General features: G+C 70.4%; 16 protein-coding genes. 6 read left to right on the forward strand and 10 right to left on the reverse strand.

The genetic code is table 11. The features are described from left to right. Positions 1-19: 19 nt before the first annotated feature. Both SMD20_RS44510 and SMD20_RS44515 read right to left on the reverse strand, forming a co-directional pair. Complete coding sequence (locus SMD20_RS44510; protein WP_329593351.1) at positions 20-1,249, reverse strand: GNAT family N-acetyltransferase; 1,230 nt, start codon at positions 1,247-1,249, stop codon at positions 20-22. Positions 1,250-1,260: 11 nt separating this feature from the next. Next, entirely contained in the window at positions 1,261-1,596 is a 336-nt protein-coding gene (locus SMD20_RS44515; protein ID WP_329593353.1) for an ArsR/SmtB family transcription factor, read from the reverse strand. Positions 1,597-1,938: 342 nt separating this feature from the next. Between SMD20_RS44515 and SMD20_RS44520 the strand changes: the two genes are divergently transcribed. Beyond that, on the forward strand, positions 1,939-2,748 hold the full coding sequence (locus SMD20_RS44520; protein ID WP_329593355.1) for an alpha/beta fold hydrolase: 810 nt from the start codon (positions 1,939-1,941) through the stop codon (positions 2,746-2,748). 75 nt (positions 2,749-2,823) lie between these two features. Here SMD20_RS44520 and SMD20_RS44525 read toward each other — a convergent pair whose 3' ends face one another. Then, entirely contained in the window at positions 2,824-5,346 is a 2,523-nt protein-coding gene (locus SMD20_RS44525; RefSeq protein WP_329593356.1) for an MMPL family transporter, read from the reverse strand. Positions 5,347-5,507: 161 nt separating this feature from the next. Here SMD20_RS44525 and SMD20_RS44530 point away from each other — a divergent pair, with 161 nt between their 5' ends. Further along, positions 5,508-6,182: a TetR/AcrR family transcriptional regulator gene (locus tag SMD20_RS44530; RefSeq protein ID WP_329593358.1), complete on the forward strand. Its 675-nt coding sequence runs from the start codon at positions 5,508-5,510 to the stop codon at positions 6,180-6,182. Between the two features lie 16 nt (positions 6,183-6,198). Here the strand turns inward: SMD20_RS44530 and SMD20_RS44535 are convergent, their stop codons facing one another. After that, positions 6,199-6,813: a TetR/AcrR family transcriptional regulator gene (locus SMD20_RS44535; RefSeq protein ID WP_329593360.1), complete on the reverse strand. Its 615-nt coding sequence runs from the start codon at positions 6,811-6,813 to the stop codon at positions 6,199-6,201. A 56-nt stretch (positions 6,814-6,869) separates the two neighbouring features. Here SMD20_RS44535 and SMD20_RS44540 point away from each other — a divergent pair, with 56 nt between their 5' ends. Continuing rightward, positions 6,870-7,490, forward strand: coding sequence for a maleylpyruvate isomerase family mycothiol-dependent enzyme (locus tag SMD20_RS44540; protein ID WP_329593362.1), 621 nt, complete (start codon positions 6,870-6,872; stop codon positions 7,488-7,490). Here SMD20_RS44540 and SMD20_RS44545 read toward each other — a convergent pair. Further along, the gene (locus tag SMD20_RS44545; RefSeq protein ID WP_329593364.1) at positions 7,417-7,662 is read right to left on the reverse strand and encodes a TetR/AcrR family transcriptional regulator C-terminal ligand-binding domain-containing protein; all 246 of its coding nucleotides are present in this window, start codon (positions 7,660-7,662) and stop codon (positions 7,417-7,419) included. The two genes, SMD20_RS44540 and SMD20_RS44545, sit on opposite strands and share 74 nt — an antisense overlap. 246 nt (positions 7,663-7,908) lie before the next feature. Here SMD20_RS44545 and SMD20_RS44550 point away from each other — a divergent pair, with 246 nt between their 5' ends. Together SMD20_RS44550 and soxR are read left to right on the forward strand one after the other, a co-directional pair. Continuing rightward, positions 7,909-9,324 (forward strand): MFS transporter, encoded by a 1,416-nt coding sequence (locus tag SMD20_RS44550; protein ID WP_329593366.1) that lies wholly within the window; start codon positions 7,909-7,911, stop codon positions 9,322-9,324. 25 nt (positions 9,325-9,349) lie between these two features. Then, a complete protein-coding gene (soxR, locus tag SMD20_RS44555) occupies positions 9,350-9,814 on the forward strand; it encodes a redox-sensitive transcriptional activator SoxR (RefSeq protein WP_329593367.1) in 465 nt (154 codons plus the stop codon). A 147-nt stretch (positions 9,815-9,961) separates the two neighbouring features. Here soxR and SMD20_RS44560 read toward each other — a convergent pair whose 3' ends face one another. The 5 genes from SMD20_RS44560 to SMD20_RS44580 all read right to left on the reverse strand — a co-directional run bounded on the left by SMD20_RS44560 (position 9,962) and on the right by SMD20_RS44580 (position 15,368). Continuing rightward, complete coding sequence (locus tag SMD20_RS44560) at positions 9,962-10,843, reverse strand: NAD(P)-dependent oxidoreductase (protein WP_329593368.1); 882 nt, start codon at positions 10,841-10,843, stop codon at positions 9,962-9,964. 484 nt (positions 10,844-11,327) lie between these two features. Next, the gene (locus SMD20_RS44565; protein WP_329593370.1) at positions 11,328-12,497 is read right to left on the reverse strand and encodes a zinc-dependent alcohol dehydrogenase; all 1,170 of its coding nucleotides are present in this window, start codon (positions 12,495-12,497) and stop codon (positions 11,328-11,330) included. Further along, positions 12,494-13,387 carry an SRPBCC family protein gene (locus SMD20_RS44570; protein ID WP_329593372.1) on the reverse strand — a complete coding sequence of 298 codons (894 nt, stop codon included), beginning with the start codon at positions 13,385-13,387 and terminating at the stop codon, positions 12,494-12,496. The genes SMD20_RS44565 and SMD20_RS44570 overlap by 4 nt, the downstream gene beginning before the upstream one ends. A 249-nt stretch (positions 13,388-13,636) precedes the next feature. Further along, the gene (locus tag SMD20_RS44575; RefSeq protein WP_329593374.1) at positions 13,637-14,212 is read right to left on the reverse strand and encodes a type 1 glutamine amidotransferase domain-containing protein; all 576 of its coding nucleotides are present in this window, start codon (positions 14,210-14,212) and stop codon (positions 13,637-13,639) included. Between the two features lies 1 nt (position 14,213). After that, the gene (locus tag SMD20_RS44580) at positions 14,214-15,368 is read right to left on the reverse strand and encodes a glutathione-independent formaldehyde dehydrogenase (RefSeq protein ID WP_329593376.1); all 1,155 of its coding nucleotides are present in this window, start codon (positions 15,366-15,368) and stop codon (positions 14,214-14,216) included. Positions 15,369-15,630: 262 nt separating this feature from the next. Here SMD20_RS44580 and SMD20_RS44585 point away from each other — a divergent pair, with 262 nt between their 5' ends. After that, positions 15,631-16,740: a hypothetical protein gene (locus SMD20_RS44585; protein WP_329593378.1), complete on the forward strand. Its 1,110-nt coding sequence runs from the start codon at positions 15,631-15,633 to the stop codon at positions 16,738-16,740. The last annotated feature ends 17 nt before the right edge of the window (positions 16,741-16,757 follow it).

The following is a 16,757-nucleotide window of genomic DNA, read 5'->3' on the forward strand; positions in this document are numbered from 1 at the left end:
GGCGAGTCCGAGAGGCGGCTCAGATGCCGGCCACGGTGCTGCGGCGTTCGATCATCAGCACGTCCCGCCAGACGCCGTGGTGGCACCCGATACGTCGGCGGGTGCCGACCACGCGGAAGCCGAGCGCCTGGTGCAGGGCCAGGCTGGCGACGTTCTCGGGGAAGACGCCGGACTGGATCGTCCAGACTCCGGCGTCCTCGCCGGCCGCGATGAACGCGCTCAGCAGCGCGCGGCCGATGCCGTGCGCCTGGCAGCCGGGATGGACGTAGATGCTGTGCTCCACCACCCCGGCGTAGACGGGCCGGGACGACACCGCCGACGCGGCCACCCAGCCGACCACCTGGCCGGTGCCGGTGTCGGCGGCCACGTAACGCAGGTGCGGCAGCCGGGCGGCGGTGAAACCCTCCCAGCTCGGCGCGACGGTCTCGAAGCTGGCCTGTCCGGTGTCAAGGCCGGCCTGGTAGATGGCCAGCACCTGGTCCGCGTCGGATGCGCGCATCGGCCGGATCTCCAGGCCCTCCCCAGCAGCGGGTTTGACCGCTTGTACGATCGCCGAGCGCACCCCGTCGCCGTGATCGGCGGTCAGCGCGATCCGCACGCCGACGAACCCGGCCGCCGCCAACAGCTCGCGGTAGACGGCCACCGGCAGCGCCCCGGCCACGCAGCCGACGCGCTGCTCGGCAGCCTGACGGCGCTCCGGATCGGGCTCGCCGTCCACCACCACGTCACTGACCCCGAAGCGGCCGCCCGGCCGCAGCACCCGGAACGCCTCGGCCAGCACCGCCGCCTTGTCGTCGGACAGATTGATCACGCAGTTGGAGATGACCACGTCCACCCAGCGATCCGGCAGCGGCACCCGCTCGATCGTGCCGTGCAGGAACTCCACGTTGGCCGCGCCGGCCTGCTCGGCGTTGCGCCGGGCCAGTTCCAGCATGTCGGCGCTGGCGTCCAGCCCGTACACCCTGCCCTGCGGGCCGACCCGGCGGGCCGAGAGCAGCACGTCGAGGCCGCCGCCCGAGCCCAGATCGAGCACCGTCTCCTCGTCGCGCAGCTCGGCCACGGCCACCGGATTGCCGCAGCCCAGGCTGGCCCGTACCGCCGCCACGGGCAGCGTGCCGGTGTCGCCGTAGCCGGTGGCGCCGAAACAGCCCCGTTCGAACTCGGCCGCCGAGCAGTCGGCGACGTCCTGCCCGTCCAGTGCGGCCCGCGCCAGACTCGAATAGCGCGCCACAACCTCGTCCTGCGCCATGGAATGCTCCTTCACTCACAGGTGGGCGCGGCCGGGACCGGCTTGCCCATCACCACGTCGGCGGCCGTCGGGAAGCAGCTCACGCAGTTCTCGTTGATCCGGTACAGGCCAGAGGTCCCCTGCCTTTCGACCAGCACGAACCGCACCTCAGCCAGGATCTTCAAGTGGTGCGACACCGTGGACTGGCCCACCCCGGACGCGGCCACGATCTCTCCCACGCTCATCGGCGCGCCCCTCCGGGCCAGCAGCGACACGATCTGCAGCCGCGTGGCGTCGGCCAGGGCCTTGAACCAGCTCGCGTATTCCTCGGCCTCCGCGCGCGGCAGTGGCCCTCTGTTCTCGTCCATCGTTAATCGACGATACTCGATAGATGCACAGCGTGCGATGCACCCAGCGTGAGATAGGGGTCAGCCCACATACGCCAAACCCACACCATGGGCGTGGAGAGCCTGGTGAAGGCGGTGTCCCGGGCGGCGCAGGTTCTCCGGTGGCCGCTACGCCGACTTCTGGAACACCTCCATGGCTCCCGCTGCGCGGAAATGAGCCGGAGTATCGGGCGATCCGCCAGGCCCGTTTTCCGGCCTTGGGGGACATCGGTACAACCGTTGATGGTGACAGGCCGTCGGTCTTCAACTCTGCGGGAACATTTGTCCAAGATTGATAGCCGACCGCCCGTGCATAGTCTCCGCATGAGTGAGTACGACATTGAGCACTCCCATGGGATGCACGTGGTCCATGACGGCCCGCGGCAGGCGCAGCCGTTGTTGCTCATCCACGGATCGGGGGCCTCGGGCGGCTTCTGGAGCCCGATGGTCCCGGCACTGGCCGCCCACCATCACCTCATCCGGGTCGACCTTCCGGGCTGCGGCCAGTCCCCGCCCGCGCCGTCGTACGACGTGCCTGCGCAGGCGGGCCAGGTGGCGGCGCTGCTGGACGACCTCGGCCTTCGTCACGTCGCCGTGGTCGGGCACTCCAGCGGCGGCTACGTCGCCACCGCGCTCGCCGAACAACGTCCCGACCTCGTGGGTTCGCTTGCACTGATCAGTAGCGGCCCGAGCCCGGATGCGCTCCTTCGGCAGCCGTTCATCCTTCGGCTCCTGTTGGCCCCGCCTTTGGGCCCGCTCCTGTGGCCGAGGCGTTCGGGTGCGATGATCCGCAAGGGGATCAGCGCGATGGCCGCTCGCCCGGTGGACCTCCCGGACGACGTGGTCGCCGACGTACGGAGCATCACCTACCGCGTGATGAGAACGGTGCTGCGCCGGAACACCGCCTACATCGCCGAACGGAGCTTGCCCGAGCGTCTGGCCGCCCTCCAGGTCCCCGTTCAGGTGATCTTCGGCTCTGCCGACCCCCGTTGGGAGCCGTCGTCGGCGCACCAGTACGACGCGGTGCCGAACGCACGGGTCGAGCTGCTGCCCGGCGTCGGGCACCTCCCCATGATGGAAGCGCCCGAGACGACCAGCAAACTGCTGCTGGGCTTCACGGCAACGGGCCCTTGACAGCCCACCCATGGAGGGCAGGCCACTCGTCGTGATCCCGTGACCGGCCGGCCCGCGTACGCCAAGCAGCTGCCGTCAGCGTGCGGCGGTCTCGGGGACCCGTACCGGCGGGGCCTGGTGGTGGCGTTCCAGCTTGGCGCCCTCGACGTCCACGTCGGGCAGGACCCGGTCGAGCCAGCGCGGCAGCCACCACGCCTTGTCGCCCGCCAGATGCATGACCGCCGGAATGATCAGCATGCGCACCACGAAGGCGTCGACGAGCACGCCGAAGGCCAGCGCGAAGCCGACCGGCCGGATCATCGTCATGTGGGAGAACATGAACCCGCCGAAGACCGAGATCATGATGATCGCGGCGGCGGTGACGACGGCCCTGCCCGCCCGTACGCCCTCGGTGACGGCCTGCCGGGCGGGGGAGCCGTGCGCGTACGCCTCGCGCATCCCCGAGGTGAGGAAGAGCTGGTAGTCCATGGCGAGCCCGAACAGGATGCCCACCAGCAGGGTCGGCAGGAAGTTGAGGATCGGCGCGGGGTCGGTGACGCCGAAGAGGCCGCCGAGCCAGCCCCACTGGTAGACGGCCGTGACGCCGCCGAGCGCCGCGAACAGCGACAGGACGAAGCCGCCGGTGGCGATGAGGGGCACCAGGATCGAGCGGAACACGACGATCAGGATCAGCAGCGACAGGCCGACGACGAGGGCGAGGTAGGTCGGCAGGGCGTCGGCGAGCTTCTCGGAGATGTCGAGGTTGGCGCTGGCGCTGCCCGCGACGGACAGGGACACCTCGTCGGAGCCGAGTTCAAGGGTACGGCCGCGCAGGTCGTGGACGAGGTCCTCGGTGGACTCCGACGTCGGCCCGCCCGTCGGTACGACCTGGAAGACCAGCACGGTGCCCCGGTCGTTGGCGCCGATGGGAGCGACCGCGGTCACGCCGCCGACATCCATGAGCTGCTTGCCGAGGCCGGCCTGGGCCGCCGTGAGGTCGTCCCCGGTCACGCCGTGGCCGAGGTCGGCGACGACGACCAGCGGCCCGTTGGCGCCGGCGCCGAACTTCTCGGTGATGGCGGTGTAGGCGCGGTACTGCGTGGAGTCGGCGGCCTCGGAGGCGCCCGTGGGCAGGCCGAGGCGCATCGAGGCGGCGGGCACCGCGATGAGGGCCAGCGCGCCGACGCCGATCACGATCCGCAGGACGGCGCTGCCGATGGTCATCGGCTGCACGTGCCCGGGCTCCGCCATGGGCGCGGCCTGCCCGGTCACCCGCACGGCCGCCTTCCTGTCACGCCGGGGGAGGAGCCGGTGCCCGAGCAGGCCGAGCAGCGCCGGGGTCATGGTCACGGTGAGGAGCACCGCGACGGCGATGGCGACGGCGCCGACGGTTCCCATCAGGGCGAGGAACGGGATGCCCGTGACGTTGAGCGCCAGCAGCGCGATGAGCACGGTGCTGCCCGCGAAGACCACGGCGTTGCCGCTGGTGCCGTTGGCCAGCCCGATGGACTCTTCCACGGTCATGCCCGCCTTCAGCTGGCGGCGGTGACGGTGGAGGATGAACAGCGCGTAGTCGATGCCGACGGCCAGGCCGAGCATGGCGCCCAGGATGGGGGTCACCGACGTCATCTCGATGCTGCCCGACAGGGCCATGGCGCCCGCGACGGCCACCCCCACGCCGAAGAGCGCGTTGAGGATCGGCAGCCCGGCGGCCACGAGGGTGCCCGTCATGATGATGAGCACGATGGCCGCGACGACGAGGCCGACCGCCTCGCCGACGCCGCCCAGCTGGATCTCGCCCTGCGCGATCTCGGCGGAGTAGTCGGCGGTGACGCCGTCGGGGAGCGCGGCGTCGAGGGTCTCGGTGACGGCTTCCTTGGTCTCCGGGGTGATCTCCTGCTGCGGCAGGTCGAAGACGATGGTCGCGGTCGCGGTCGAGCCGTCGGAGGAGACCATGCGGATGTCCTGCGCGATGGCCAGCAGGTCGCGTCCGGTGAGCAGCTGCCGCTCGGACTTCTCCAGGGTCGTACGCTGCTCGTCGAGCTCGGCCTGCTGCTTGCCGAGCTGGGCGAGGGTCGCCTTGAGCTGGGTGAGTGTCGCTTCGAGCCGCGGGTTCGAGCCGGCCTGCCGGAGGGCCGTCTCGGCTTGCTCGATGCCCGCCTCGGTCTGTGAGCGGGCCTGGTCGAGCTGCTTCTGGCCCTTGTCGAGCCGGTCGCGGCCGTCCTCGACCTGCGCCAGACCATCCGTGACCTTCTTCGCCTGCTCCGCGCGCGTGTCGGTGGAGGTGAACGGGTCGGCCACCTGGTCCACGCCGTCGAGGTCGGCGACCTTGCGCAGCGCCGCGCTGACGCCCTCGCGCTGGGCGGCCGTGAGCTCCTCACCGCTGCCGGAGTGGATGACGACCTGCCCGGTGCCCCCGCTGGCCACGGGCAGCTCGGTCTTGAGGCGGTCGGTCACCTGCGCCGTGGGCGTGCCGGGGATGGTCATCGTCGAGCTCATGGTCCCGCCGAAGGCCAGGAAGGCTCCGACGGCCAGGGCGAGCACGACGACCCAGGCGGCGATCACCCACCAGGCCCGCCGGGCGGTGAACCGGCCCAGCCGGTAGAGCAGTTCGGCCATCGAGCACTCACTTTCCGCTTCTCACGTGGGGTTCGAGTAACCGGATAAGACCTATCCGATTCCGCAAGTCTAGTGAGAAGCGGATAGCCCTCATCCGGTTCGTCGGAGATGCGGGCTGTGACGTTGATCCCATCGATCCGCCCGGGGGTACGCTTCGACACGTGAAACCGCGACCCGCTGCCGCCGATGAGCCCACGCGGCGTGGCAGCCTGCGCCGGGACGCGGAACGCAACCGGGACCGCATCGTGCGCGCCGCCCGCGAACTCTTCGCCGAGCGCGGCCTCGCCGTCGGCTTCAACGAGGTCGCTCACCACGCCGGCGTCGGCGTCGGCACCGTCTACCGGCGCTTCGCCGACAAGGAGGAGCTCATTCGCGCGGCCCTGGAGGAGCCGCTGGGCGAGCTGGCGGAGGTCGCGCAGCGCGCGGGTGAGGCCGAGCGGGCCTGGGACGGCCTCGAACTCCTCCTGGGAAGCATCACCGAGCTCCTGGTGGACAACCTCGGACTGCGGGACGTCGCGCTCGGTGGCGGCGGATGGCGGCTCGGCAGGCCCACCGTCGAACGCGTCGCGGAGGTGCTGCAGCACCTGCTCGACCGGGCGCGGGCCGAGGGCGACCTGCGTGACGGCGTCGGCGACGACGACGTGGTGATGATCCTGTGGCTGGTGACCGACCTGGCGCAGCACTCCGTCCAGGTCCGCCCGGGGCTGTACCGGCGCTATCTGCAGGTCATGCTCGACGGGCTGCGCGCCGCACCGGGCAGGTCGCCGCTGGTGGAGAGGCCCACCGAGGAGCAGATGCTGACGATCTGCCGGCGCTGGGCGGGCGCGCCCCTCTGAAGACCGTCCCGATGGATCAGGGCGGTCCGAGCACGTCCGGGGTGATCAGGGCGCGGGCGGTGGCCGCGAAATAGTCCCCGGAGGCGGCGTCGGCGAGGCCGAGGGTGACACCTTGGCTGAGGCCGACCATGAGCGCGCGCAGCGCCGTGGCCAGGCGCTGCGCCTGCCGCGGCGTGACGGCGCTCCCGTCGTGGACCCTGCCGGACAGCAGCGCGGTCAGGCGTTCCTCGTGCGCCCGGACGGAGGCGGCGAGCCTGGGCGCCAGCTCGGGATCGCGCAGGGCCAGGTCCTGCAGGCTGATCTCGAACGACAGGTGGCGCAGCGCGTCGGGGTCGTCGCACAGGCTGCGGTAGTGGCGGGCGAAGACCTCCACCGCCTCCACGAGGCCCATGCCGTCGGGGACGGTCTGCTCGATGCCGCCGTAGTGCGGGGTGAGGTAGTCGGTGACCAGGGCGATCAGCAGTCCGTTCTTGCTGCCGAACAGCGAGTAGACCGCGCCCGTGGTCAGCCCGGCCTGCTCGGCGATCTCCTCCAGCTTGGCCCGGTGGCCGTCGCGGGCGACGATCAGGCGCGCGGCGGCCAGCAGGGCCCGCCGGTTGTGCTCCTTGGCCTCGGTCCTCGTCTTTCTCATAATCCAATTATTACCGTAATCTCGTTATGAACACTGCCGAGTACAGGAGCCGCACCATGGACGTAGCCACCGCGATCGCCGGCGAACGCCGGGAACTGGCGGCGATGCTGGAGAGCCTGACACCCGCCCAGTGGGACGCACCGACCTTGTGCGCGGGATGGCGCGTACGAGAGGTCGCGGCTCACATGTCGTTGGGGTTCCGCTTTCCGCTGCCCAGGATGGTGCTCGAACTCGTCAAGGCGCGGGGTGACATCAACCGGATGGCCGATCGGCGGGCCCGCCAGGACGCGGCCGCACTGTCCACGGCCGAGCTGGTCAGCGCCATCCGCGACAACGCGAGCCACCCCTGGAAGCCGCCGGTGGGTGGCATCACGGCCGCCCTGGGCCACGACGTGATCCACGGCCTGGACATCACCGTCGCCCTCGGCCTCGACCGCCGCGTCCCGGAGGACCGCGTGCGCCTCCTCCTGGAGCAGGTCACTCCCCGTACCCTCAAGTTCTTCGGAGCCGATCTCGACGGCATCGAGCTGCGCGCCGACGACCTCGACTGGTCCTTCGGCAGCGGCGCGGTCCTGACCGGCGCCGCCCAGGACCTCCTCCTGGTCACCTACGGCCGCAAGCTCCCGCCGGGGCGCCTCCACGGCACGGCGCGAGCCGCTCGTCTCTCAGGATTGTGATCGAGGGCCCACGCCGGCGAAGACCGCCTGGAGCACGCGTGGGCTGGTGTGTGATCAGCAGCCGGAAGTACAGCGGTCCCGAGAGGATCTCGAAGGCCAGGTCCAGGTCGAAGTCGGGCGCGACCTGCCCCTGCTCCTTGGCGGCCGTGAGTCGGGCCAGGGTGTCGGCCATCTGGGGCTGGATGAAACGCTCGTTCAGGGCGGCGGCGACCTCGGGGCCGAGGTGTGAGGTGGCAGGTCCAGCGCTGCCCTCTGCCGAGCAGGGCGCTCACCAGCGCATTTGACCTCAACTTAGGTTGAGCTGATGGGCTGTTCGCCGCCCGCCTCCGGACCAGAGAAAGCGAACAGCATGGACACCTCCACACCACCATCCGAACATTCCACCGCGGTGGATCGGCCCTCTCCGTTGACGCTTCCGGTGATCTTGGTCGGCATCCTGCTGGTGGCCATGTCCATCTCGGGCACCGCGGTGGCGCTGCCGAGCATCAGCCGCGACCTCGACGTGTCCGGATCCCTGCTGCACTGGGTCGTCGCGGGATACAACCTGGCCTTCGCGGCCATGACGCTCGTCGCGGGCTCGGCCGCCGACCGGATCGGCCGCCGCCGGGTGTTCATCGCCGCGGCGCTGATCTTCGTGACCGGATTCCTCGCAACCGCGCTGAGCCAGGCGATCATCATCACCGACGTCGCCCGTATCCTCTCCGGCGTCGGCGCAGCCGGGATCATGGCGGCCGGCGGCGCCATCCTCGCCTCGAGCTACGACGGCGCGGCCCGCAACCGCGCCTTCGCCCTGATGGGCACCATGGCCGGCGTCGGCATCGCCGTCGGCCCCACCCTGTCGGGCCTGCTGATCTCGGCCACTGGGTGGCGGGAGAGCTTCGCGGTCTTCGCGGTCATCGGCCTGCTGGTCGCCCTGGGCGCGACCCGCACCCGAGAATCCCGGTCGACCGGCACGGGCCCGATCGACCGCATGGGCAGTGCACTGTTCGTGGCTGCGCTGACCCTGTTGATGTTCGTGTTGCTGGAGGCGCCCACGTTCGGCTGGACCCATCCGCTCATCCTGGTCACCACCGTTGCCGGGCTGGTCGCGCTGGTGTGGTTCGGCCTGTCCCAGCGGCGCAGCGCCGCCCCCGTCCTGGCTCCCTTCCTGATCGCCAACCGCGCCTTTCTGGGCTGGAGCCTCGCGACGCTGACCACCTCGATCGGGTTCCTCGGCGTTCTGGTCTTCCTGCCGACCTACCTGCAGGCGGCCGCGGGACTCTTGCCCGCCGCCGCGGGAGCGGCCATGCTGCTGCTCACTGCTCCCGTGCTGATCACGCCCATGGCCGCCGTCACCCTGGTCAACAAGGGAGTTCCGGCCCGGCTGGTCATGATGATCGCGCTGGCCCTGGTGGTGGCAGGGAACCTGTGGCTGATGGGACTGAACGCCGACAATCCGGTCGCGGCAGCCGCTGCACCGCTGCTGATGATCGGCCTCGGCATGGGAGCATCCTTCGGCATCACCGACGGACAGGCCATGGCCCTGGTCCCGGCCGACGCGAGCGGTATGGCGGCCGGATTCCTCAACACGCTGCGCGGCGCGGCGGAGGCCATGGTGATCGCCGCCTTCAGCGCCTCCCTGACCGGCCTCCTCGCGGCCAGGCTCGGCGACCCGACCCGTGCCGCCGAGGTCGGCGCCGGGCGCCTCACCTCCGGTGCCGAGTCCGCGGAACTGGACGCCTTCACCTGGTCCTGGCAGCTCACCCAGCTCGGCACCGGGCTGCTCTGCCTCGTGCTGTCCATCGTCGTGGCCGTCCTCATCCACAGCCGCGCCAGGTCCCGACACACCGCCTGACACCGCCTCACCGCAAGGAGCCGCCGTGCGTGCCAGCCCAGAGGACCACCTCACGATCGGTGACATCGTCCGCCGGACCGGCGTGCCCGCCTCCGCCCTGCACTTCTACGAACGCAAGGGCCTGATCTTCAGCGAACGCGACGGCGGCAACCAACGCATCTTCTCCCGGCACATGCTCCGCCGGATCTCCCTCATCATCGTGGCCAAGCGCCTGCACATCCCGCTGTCGGACGTCGCAGAGATCCTTGCCACCCTCCCCACCGACCGCGCCCCCACCCACAAGGACTGGCAGCGGGTCTCCCGTACGTGGAAGAAACAACTCGAAGAACGCCGCCGAGCCATCGAGCAGCTCGAACACGAGCTCACGGGCTGCATCGGCTGCGGCTGCCTGTCGATGAAAGCCTGCCTGCTGCTCAATCCCGACGACGCCCTGCGCGACCACGGCCCCGGACCTGTACGGCTCCAGGAGCCGGGGCTCAGAGAGATTTGAAGCGGAATCCGGCGTTAACGGGGTTTCATCAGGCGGCACATCAACGTGCACGGCCGCTGTTCCTTCCAGCGTGCGCAGCTGGGTGGCGGGCGGCGGGCCTTGCGTGATCCTGACGCCGACGCTCCTTGCTTGGTCGGTGATTTCGTCCTAAAGACCTTGTTCAGCAGCGATCGTGGCGGTCAGGCCTTCGCTTTCACGACGCTGTGCGATGAGCGTTTCTATTCTGGCTGCCACCGCCGGCAGTCCGCCGTCGCCGAGCGTTTGGCCGTCCCGCAGCCGGGTGAGGTGGCGGATGACGGTGAGGTGCTCAGCGAGGGTGGCGGGCCCTCCCGGATAGGTGGCCTTCAGCAGTTCGGAGGCCGTGCCAGGCGCTCCGGTGACCACGTGTCCGAGTTGCTTGACTGCGGTGTCGGTGAACTCGGCGACGTCGATGCCTGCCGCCCGCACGGTGTCGAGGGCTCTCAGCAGGCCGAGTTGGGCGTCGTACCAGAGGCCGAAGAGGGTGAGATCCCAGATAGCGGCCGCTTGTGGTGCCTCTCCCACGAACTGCGGCGTGCTCAGCAGGCCCAGGAGCGCGCGGTGTCGCTGAAACGCCGACCGTGAGCCGCCGTACAGGATGGTCGCCGCGTCGGTGCCGATCATCTCCGGCGAGGTCTGGATCCCCGCATCGAGATAGGACGCCCCCAGGGCGGCCACCCGCTGGGCGGCACGTTCCGCGTCGTCAGGGGTTCCGGTGCACATCGCGACGATCGTTCGTCCGGACAGGTCTCCATCCAGTTCGGCGAGGCACTGCTGCACGGCGACGTAGTCGGTGAGGGTGAAAAGGGCCAGCGTGGCAGAGGACAACGCTTCTCTCACCGACCCGGCCGGCCGTGCCCCGGCGGCGGCCAACGGGTCGAGGCGACTCGGTGTACGGTTCCACACCACCACGTCGTGACCATAGGCGAGCAAGCGACGTGCGACCGCACTGCCGATGGCACCCGCGCCGATCACAGCAATCTGATGGTCAGAGGTCTTGCGTTCCGTCATAGCGATGATCTTGCACTATCAACCTTACTTGAGGTCAAGGCAGGATTTGTAATCGTTTGTCCGTCTTGACCAAGACCGATTTCGTTCCTGCAAGATCCAGCAGAAGGGGTTTAGACACCTTCTCAGCTGCGGCAACCCCCGGGTCGGGGTGTTCGTAGAGGTGTTACGAACCCGGGCCCAGCCGCAGGGTTGAGAAACCGGGTGCTGACGACGGTCGGGTGACTCGGCCGGCGGTGCTCACCTACATCCAGGTCGCACTGGCCGCGATCATTGACGCGACCCGGGACACCGACCCGGACCTGTACCGCCATCACCTCAAGCTGTTCATCGACGGCCGGCGAGGGCGAGGTCGTGGGGCAGGTCTCCGTACGCGAGGACTTCCTGCGCCGCTCACCGTCGCTGCGGGTGCCGCTCCGCCACCTTGGCGGAGCGGCGGGCCACCGAGGAGATCGAGTGGAACCGGCTCCGGGCCGCGAAGGCAGGCTTACGGAGTAAGGACCACCTTGTTGCACTCGTCCTGCTTGTTCTTGAACAGCTCGAAGCCGCGCGGCGCCTCGCTGAGCGGCATGCGGTGCGAGATGACGAAGCTCGGGTCGATCTCGCCCGCGCGGATCCGCTGCAGTAGCGGCTCGGTGTAGCGCTGCACGTGGCACTGGCCGGTCCGGATGGTCAGCGACCGGTTCATGACGGTGCCCATCGGGAACTTGTCGACGAACCCGCCGTAGACGCCGATCACCGACACCACGCCGCCGTTGCGGCAGGCCATGATGGCCTCGCGCAGCGCGTACGGGCGCTCGGTCTCCATCCGGGCGGCCTGCTTGGTGCGGTCGTAGGCGTACATGGCCGGAGTCGGGTGGTGCGCCTCCATGCCGACGGCGTCGATGCAGGCGTCGGGGCCGCGCCCGCCGGTCATGTCGCGCAGCGCGTCCAGCACGTTCACCTCCTCGTAGTTGAGCACCTCGGCGCCGGTCCGCTGGACCCGCTTGAGCCGGTACGGGAACCGGTCGATGACGATGACCCGGTCCGCGCCGAGCAGGAACGCGCTGGCCGCGGCGAACTGCCCGACCGGACCCGCGCCCCAGATCGCGATCGTCTGGCCCGGCTTGATCTCGCACATCTCCGCGCCCATGAAGCCGGTGGGGAAGATGTCGGACAGGAACAGCACCTTCTCGTCCGGCAGGTCGTCCTCGATCTTGATGGGGCCGACGTCGGCGAACGGGACGCGCACGTACTCGGCCTGCCCGCCGGGGAAGCCCCCCAGCATGTGCGAGTAGCCGAAGATCCCGGCGGGCGCGTGGCCCATCAGCTTCTCGGCCATGCCCGCGTTGGGGTTGGAGTTCTCGCACACCGAGTACAGCTCGGCCTCGCAGGCGAAGCAGGCCCCGCAGGCGATCGGGAACGGCACCACCACGCGGTCCCCGACGTGCAGATTGCGCACGCCGGGGCCGACCTCGACGACCTCGCCCATGAACTCGTGGCCGAGGATGTCGCCCCTCTTCACGGTCGGGATGTAACCGTCCACCAGATGCAGGTCGGAGCCGCAGATCGCGGTCGAGGACACGCGGACGATCGCGTCACGCGCGTTGAGGATCTGCGGGTCCGGGACGTTCTGGACCTCGACGCTGTTGCGGCCGGTCCACACGTTGGCCTTCATGCGCGTGCTCCGATCGGTTGTGCGGGACGCTGGCGGAGCTGGCGCCGGGCGCTGGGGCCCTCGGGACTGCCCTCCGAGCGGACGACCTCGCCGGTCTCCATGACCTGCTTGAAGCGGCGCAGGTCGTCGCGGACCTGCTGCTCGGGGTGCTCGCCGAACATGCGGGCGACGGCGGCGGCGAGCTTGCGGCCGGGCGCGCCGTACTCCAGGGAGACGTCCACGACCGTGCCGCGGCCCGCGGGCCCGTCGGTGAAGCTGACCAGGCCGGCGGTGGCGATGCCGGTGCCGGGCACCGAGCGCCAGGCGATGAGGTCGCCGACGCGCTCGTCGATGATCTCGGCCTCCCATTCCAGGGCACCGATCGGGCCCTTGGCCTTCCAGCGGGAGCGGCCCCCGCCGAGGGTGCGCACCGAGTCCAGGTGGATCATGAACGTGGGCAGGTTCTCCAGGTCGCGCCAGAAACGGTAGACGTCCTCGCGGGGCTTGTTGATGGTGATGGAGGCGCGCACCTTCAGCGGGCCCTTGGTCTTGGCGGTGCCGCCCCGGGCGCAGGCGGTGTCCAGGGCGGTGAGCCCGGCGACGGCGCCGAGCGCGGCCAGCGCGCGGGTGCGGCGGGCGCCGGTGCGGCCGGCGGCGGCCCTGCCCAGGACGCCGAGGTCCATCGTGTCGCCGGCGACCCTGGTCCACGCCCACTGGGCAGGGTTCTTGGCGCCGAGCAGCAGCGCGGCGTGCAGCAGCTCGCGCCCGCCGACGAGCCTGGCGACGGTCGTGGCCCCTGGCGCGTCGTCGACGCCGCACAGGCGGGTCACGGCCCGGGGTGCCGCCAGTTGCGCCGCGCCCAGCGCGAGGCTGGTCCACCCGAGCACACGGGCGAATTTGTCGGTCATCATGCGTCCTAACGCAGGTTCTGGTGGTATGTGCATACGCCGCGGGCGGCCCTCGGTCTGCTGACGCCCCCGCGTCTTCCGTCCCTTGCCCCTGGCAAAACGGGTGACATCATCGGATTAAGGCATCGGCATCGACCGGCAGGACTACTCCATCTGGTACCGGGCCGGCCTCGCAGCGCGCACGCGGGCGCCCACCCCCGAACGCGGTGCCGGCGCGGACAGCGATCGGTTGCACGTTCGTGAGCGACGAGGTCACGCCCGGCGTTCAGCGGCGGCGGCCTTCGGGGCTTTGGCGAACTCCTGCACGATGCGCTCGCAGAAGGCCGGCAGGTCGTCGGGCGACCGGCTCGTGGTGATGTTGCCGTCGGTGACGACCGGCTCGTCGACCACCTCGGCCCCGGCGTTGCGCAGGTCGGTGCGCACGCTCGGCCACGAGGTCAGCCGGCGGCCCCGCGCGACGTCGGCCTCGACGAAGTTCCACGGGCCGTGGCAGATCGACGCGACCGGCTTGCCCGACTGGACGAAGTCCCGGACGAACCGCACCGCAGCGGGTTCCATCCGCAACTTGTCCGGGTTCACCGTCCCGCCCGGCAGGAGCAGCGCCTCGTAGTCGTCGACCGACACCTCGCCGACCAGCCGGTCCACCGTGAAGGTGCCGGCGTCTTCGAGGTCATGGTCACGCGCCTGGATCTCGCCGCTGGTGATGGAGACCACGACGGTGCGGGCGCCGGCGTCGTCCAGCGCCTGCCGCGGCCGCTCCAGCTCGACTCGCTCCACCCCGTCGGCCGCGAGGATGGCGACCCGGCGTCCGTTCAGCTCGCCGGCCATGTCAGGCACCCGCCATCGCCGGGTGCAGGACGACCTTCGTCCAGCCCTCGTCTCGCTGGTCGAAGTGCTCATACGCCTCAGGCGCGCGGTCGAGGGGCAGATGGTGGCTGACGATGAAGGACGGTTCGGCCTTGCCCGCGACGATCAGGTCGCGCAGCTGCCGGTTGTACTTCTTGACCGGGGCCTGGCCGCTGCCGATGTACTGGCCCTTGAACCAGAACATGCCGTAGTCGAAGGCGAGTTTGCCCTGCTTGGCCAGCTCGTCGCTGGCCCCGGGGTCCTGCGGGATGAAGACGCCGACACAGCCGATCCTCCCGGTGAAGCGCACCGAGGCGACCAACCGGTTCATCGTCAGGTTGGGCTGCTCCCGGCCGTCGGGCTCGTGCGCCTGATAGCCGACGCACTCGCAGCCGTTGTCCGCGCCCAGCCCCTTCGTCTCGTCCAGCACGACCTGTACCGGGTCGACCTTGGAGTCGTCGATGGCGATCGCGCCGATCGATTCGGCCAGCCGCAGCCGGTCGGGGTGCCGGTCGACGACCATCACCTTGCTCGCCCCTCGGATGGTCGCCGAGAGGGCGGCCATCAGCCCGACCGGGCCCGCACCGTAGATGACCGTCTGGTCGCCGGGCTGCACGCCGGCCATCTCGGTGGCGTGGTAGCCGGTCGGGAAGATGTCGGCGAGCATCACGTAGTCGGCCTGGCGCTGCTCGGCGTCCTCGCCCAGCCGCAGGCAGTTGAAGTCGCCCCAGGGCACGCGCAACAGCTCGGCCTGTCCGCCGCCGTACGGGCCCATGTCGGCGAATCCGTAGGCGGCGCCGGCCATGTTCGGCTCGGGCTGAGCGGTCAGGCAGTAGTTCGTCAGCTGACGCTCGCAGTTCTTGCAGTGCCCGCACGCGATGTTGAACGGCACGACGACCCAGTCGCCCACCTGGACCTTGTCCACCCCGTCGCCGACCTCGACCACCTGACCCAGGTTCTCGTGCCCGAACCAGCGGCCGGGCTCGAAGTCGGTCCGGCCCTCGTACATGTGCAGGTCCGAGCCGCAGATGTTCGCCGACGTGATCCGGACCAGGACGTCGGTCGGCCGCTCGATCCGCGCGTCCGGCACGTCCTTCACGCTGATCTGCCGCGGCCCCTCGTACACCACTGCCTTCATGAAGATCCCCCCGTCGCAGGTGCCTCCCTCCCCATGGGCGGCCCCCCAGGCCGATACCCCCAGAAAACCCCCCCGAACCCACAGCCAGCCGCGTTTAGTGTCCAGACGAGCACTAACCGTCACATAAGCGAGAGTTCGGAACGGCGACGAGCCGTCGATCGCCATCAGCGGGCGAATCGCGCTCCTCATACGGGACGCATCGGTCGCGCCACTGCGGGTAGTCCATGCCGGGATTCCGCCCGGCTACCGGCGAGGAGCGCCCATGGCCAACAGTGAGCAGCATCGGCCGGAGATCGTCGTCGGGCTCGTGGCGACCCCGCCGGACTATCCGGCGCAGGTGGTCGCGCGGCTCGCCGTCGAACTGGCCGCCCTGCTCGCCGAGCGGGTGGACCCGGACGTGCGGTGGATCGTCCGGGCAGGCTGGGGTGAAGTGGCTCCGCGCCGCGACGGCGGCGTCGAGGCGCTGCTCGACGATCTCGCCCGCCGGCGCGCCGACGCCGGGTGGGACGTCGCGATCTGCCTGACCGACCTGCCGCTGCACACCGAGCGGGTGCCGCTGGTGGCGCAGACGTCCGTCCGGCGCCGGGTCGCGATGGTGTCCTTGCCCGCGCTGGGGCTGCGTCAGCTGCGAGCGCTCCGCGCCGCCGTCCCGGGTCTCGTGAGCCGGCTGCTCACTGACACGTCCGAGGAGCGGGTGCCGCCGGCCGGCCGGCCGCCGGCCGAGCTGACCGGCCAGGTCGCCGCCATTCACCGAGTGGTCGGCGAGGCCGCTGCCGGGGAACTGGGCTACGTCGCCTCGCGGCTGGCGGGCAGGGTGCGGCTCCTGATCGGAATGGTCCGGGCCAACCGCCCGGGGCGCGCCCTGCTGGGCCTGTCCAAACTGCTGGCCGGCGCCTTCGCCACGGCCGCGTTCGCGCTCACCACCAACACCATCTGGGAGATGGGTGTCGCGCTCGGCGGACTCCGCCTCACCGTGATCATGATTCTCGGACTGACCGCGCTGGTGACCTGGCTGATCATCGCGCACGACCTGTGGGAGAAACCAGACCGGGACACACCGGCCGAGCTGGCCCGGCTGTTCAACCTGGGCACGATCCTCACCCTCACCCTGGCCGCCGTGGCGTCCTATGTGGTGCTGTTCGCCGGAACGACACTCGCCGCGGCGCTGCTGATCGACACCTCCGTGCTGGAGCAGGACCTGCAGCGGCCGGTCGACCTCACCGACTACCTGACCCTGGCCTGGATCATCAGCTCGCTGGCCACCGTCGGCGGCACGATCGGCTCCGGGCTGGAGGACGAGGACACGGTGCGGGCCGCCGCTTACGGCTACCATCCCGAACCCGGCGGCTGGCGGGACGAGAAGGACACGTAGCTTCCACCCCGGCGCCG

This window comes from Nonomuraea sp. LP-02 (assembly GCF_036289125.1).
Lineage (GTDB): Bacteria > Actinomycetota > Actinomycetes > Streptosporangiales > Streptosporangiaceae > Nonomuraea > Nonomuraea bangladeshensis.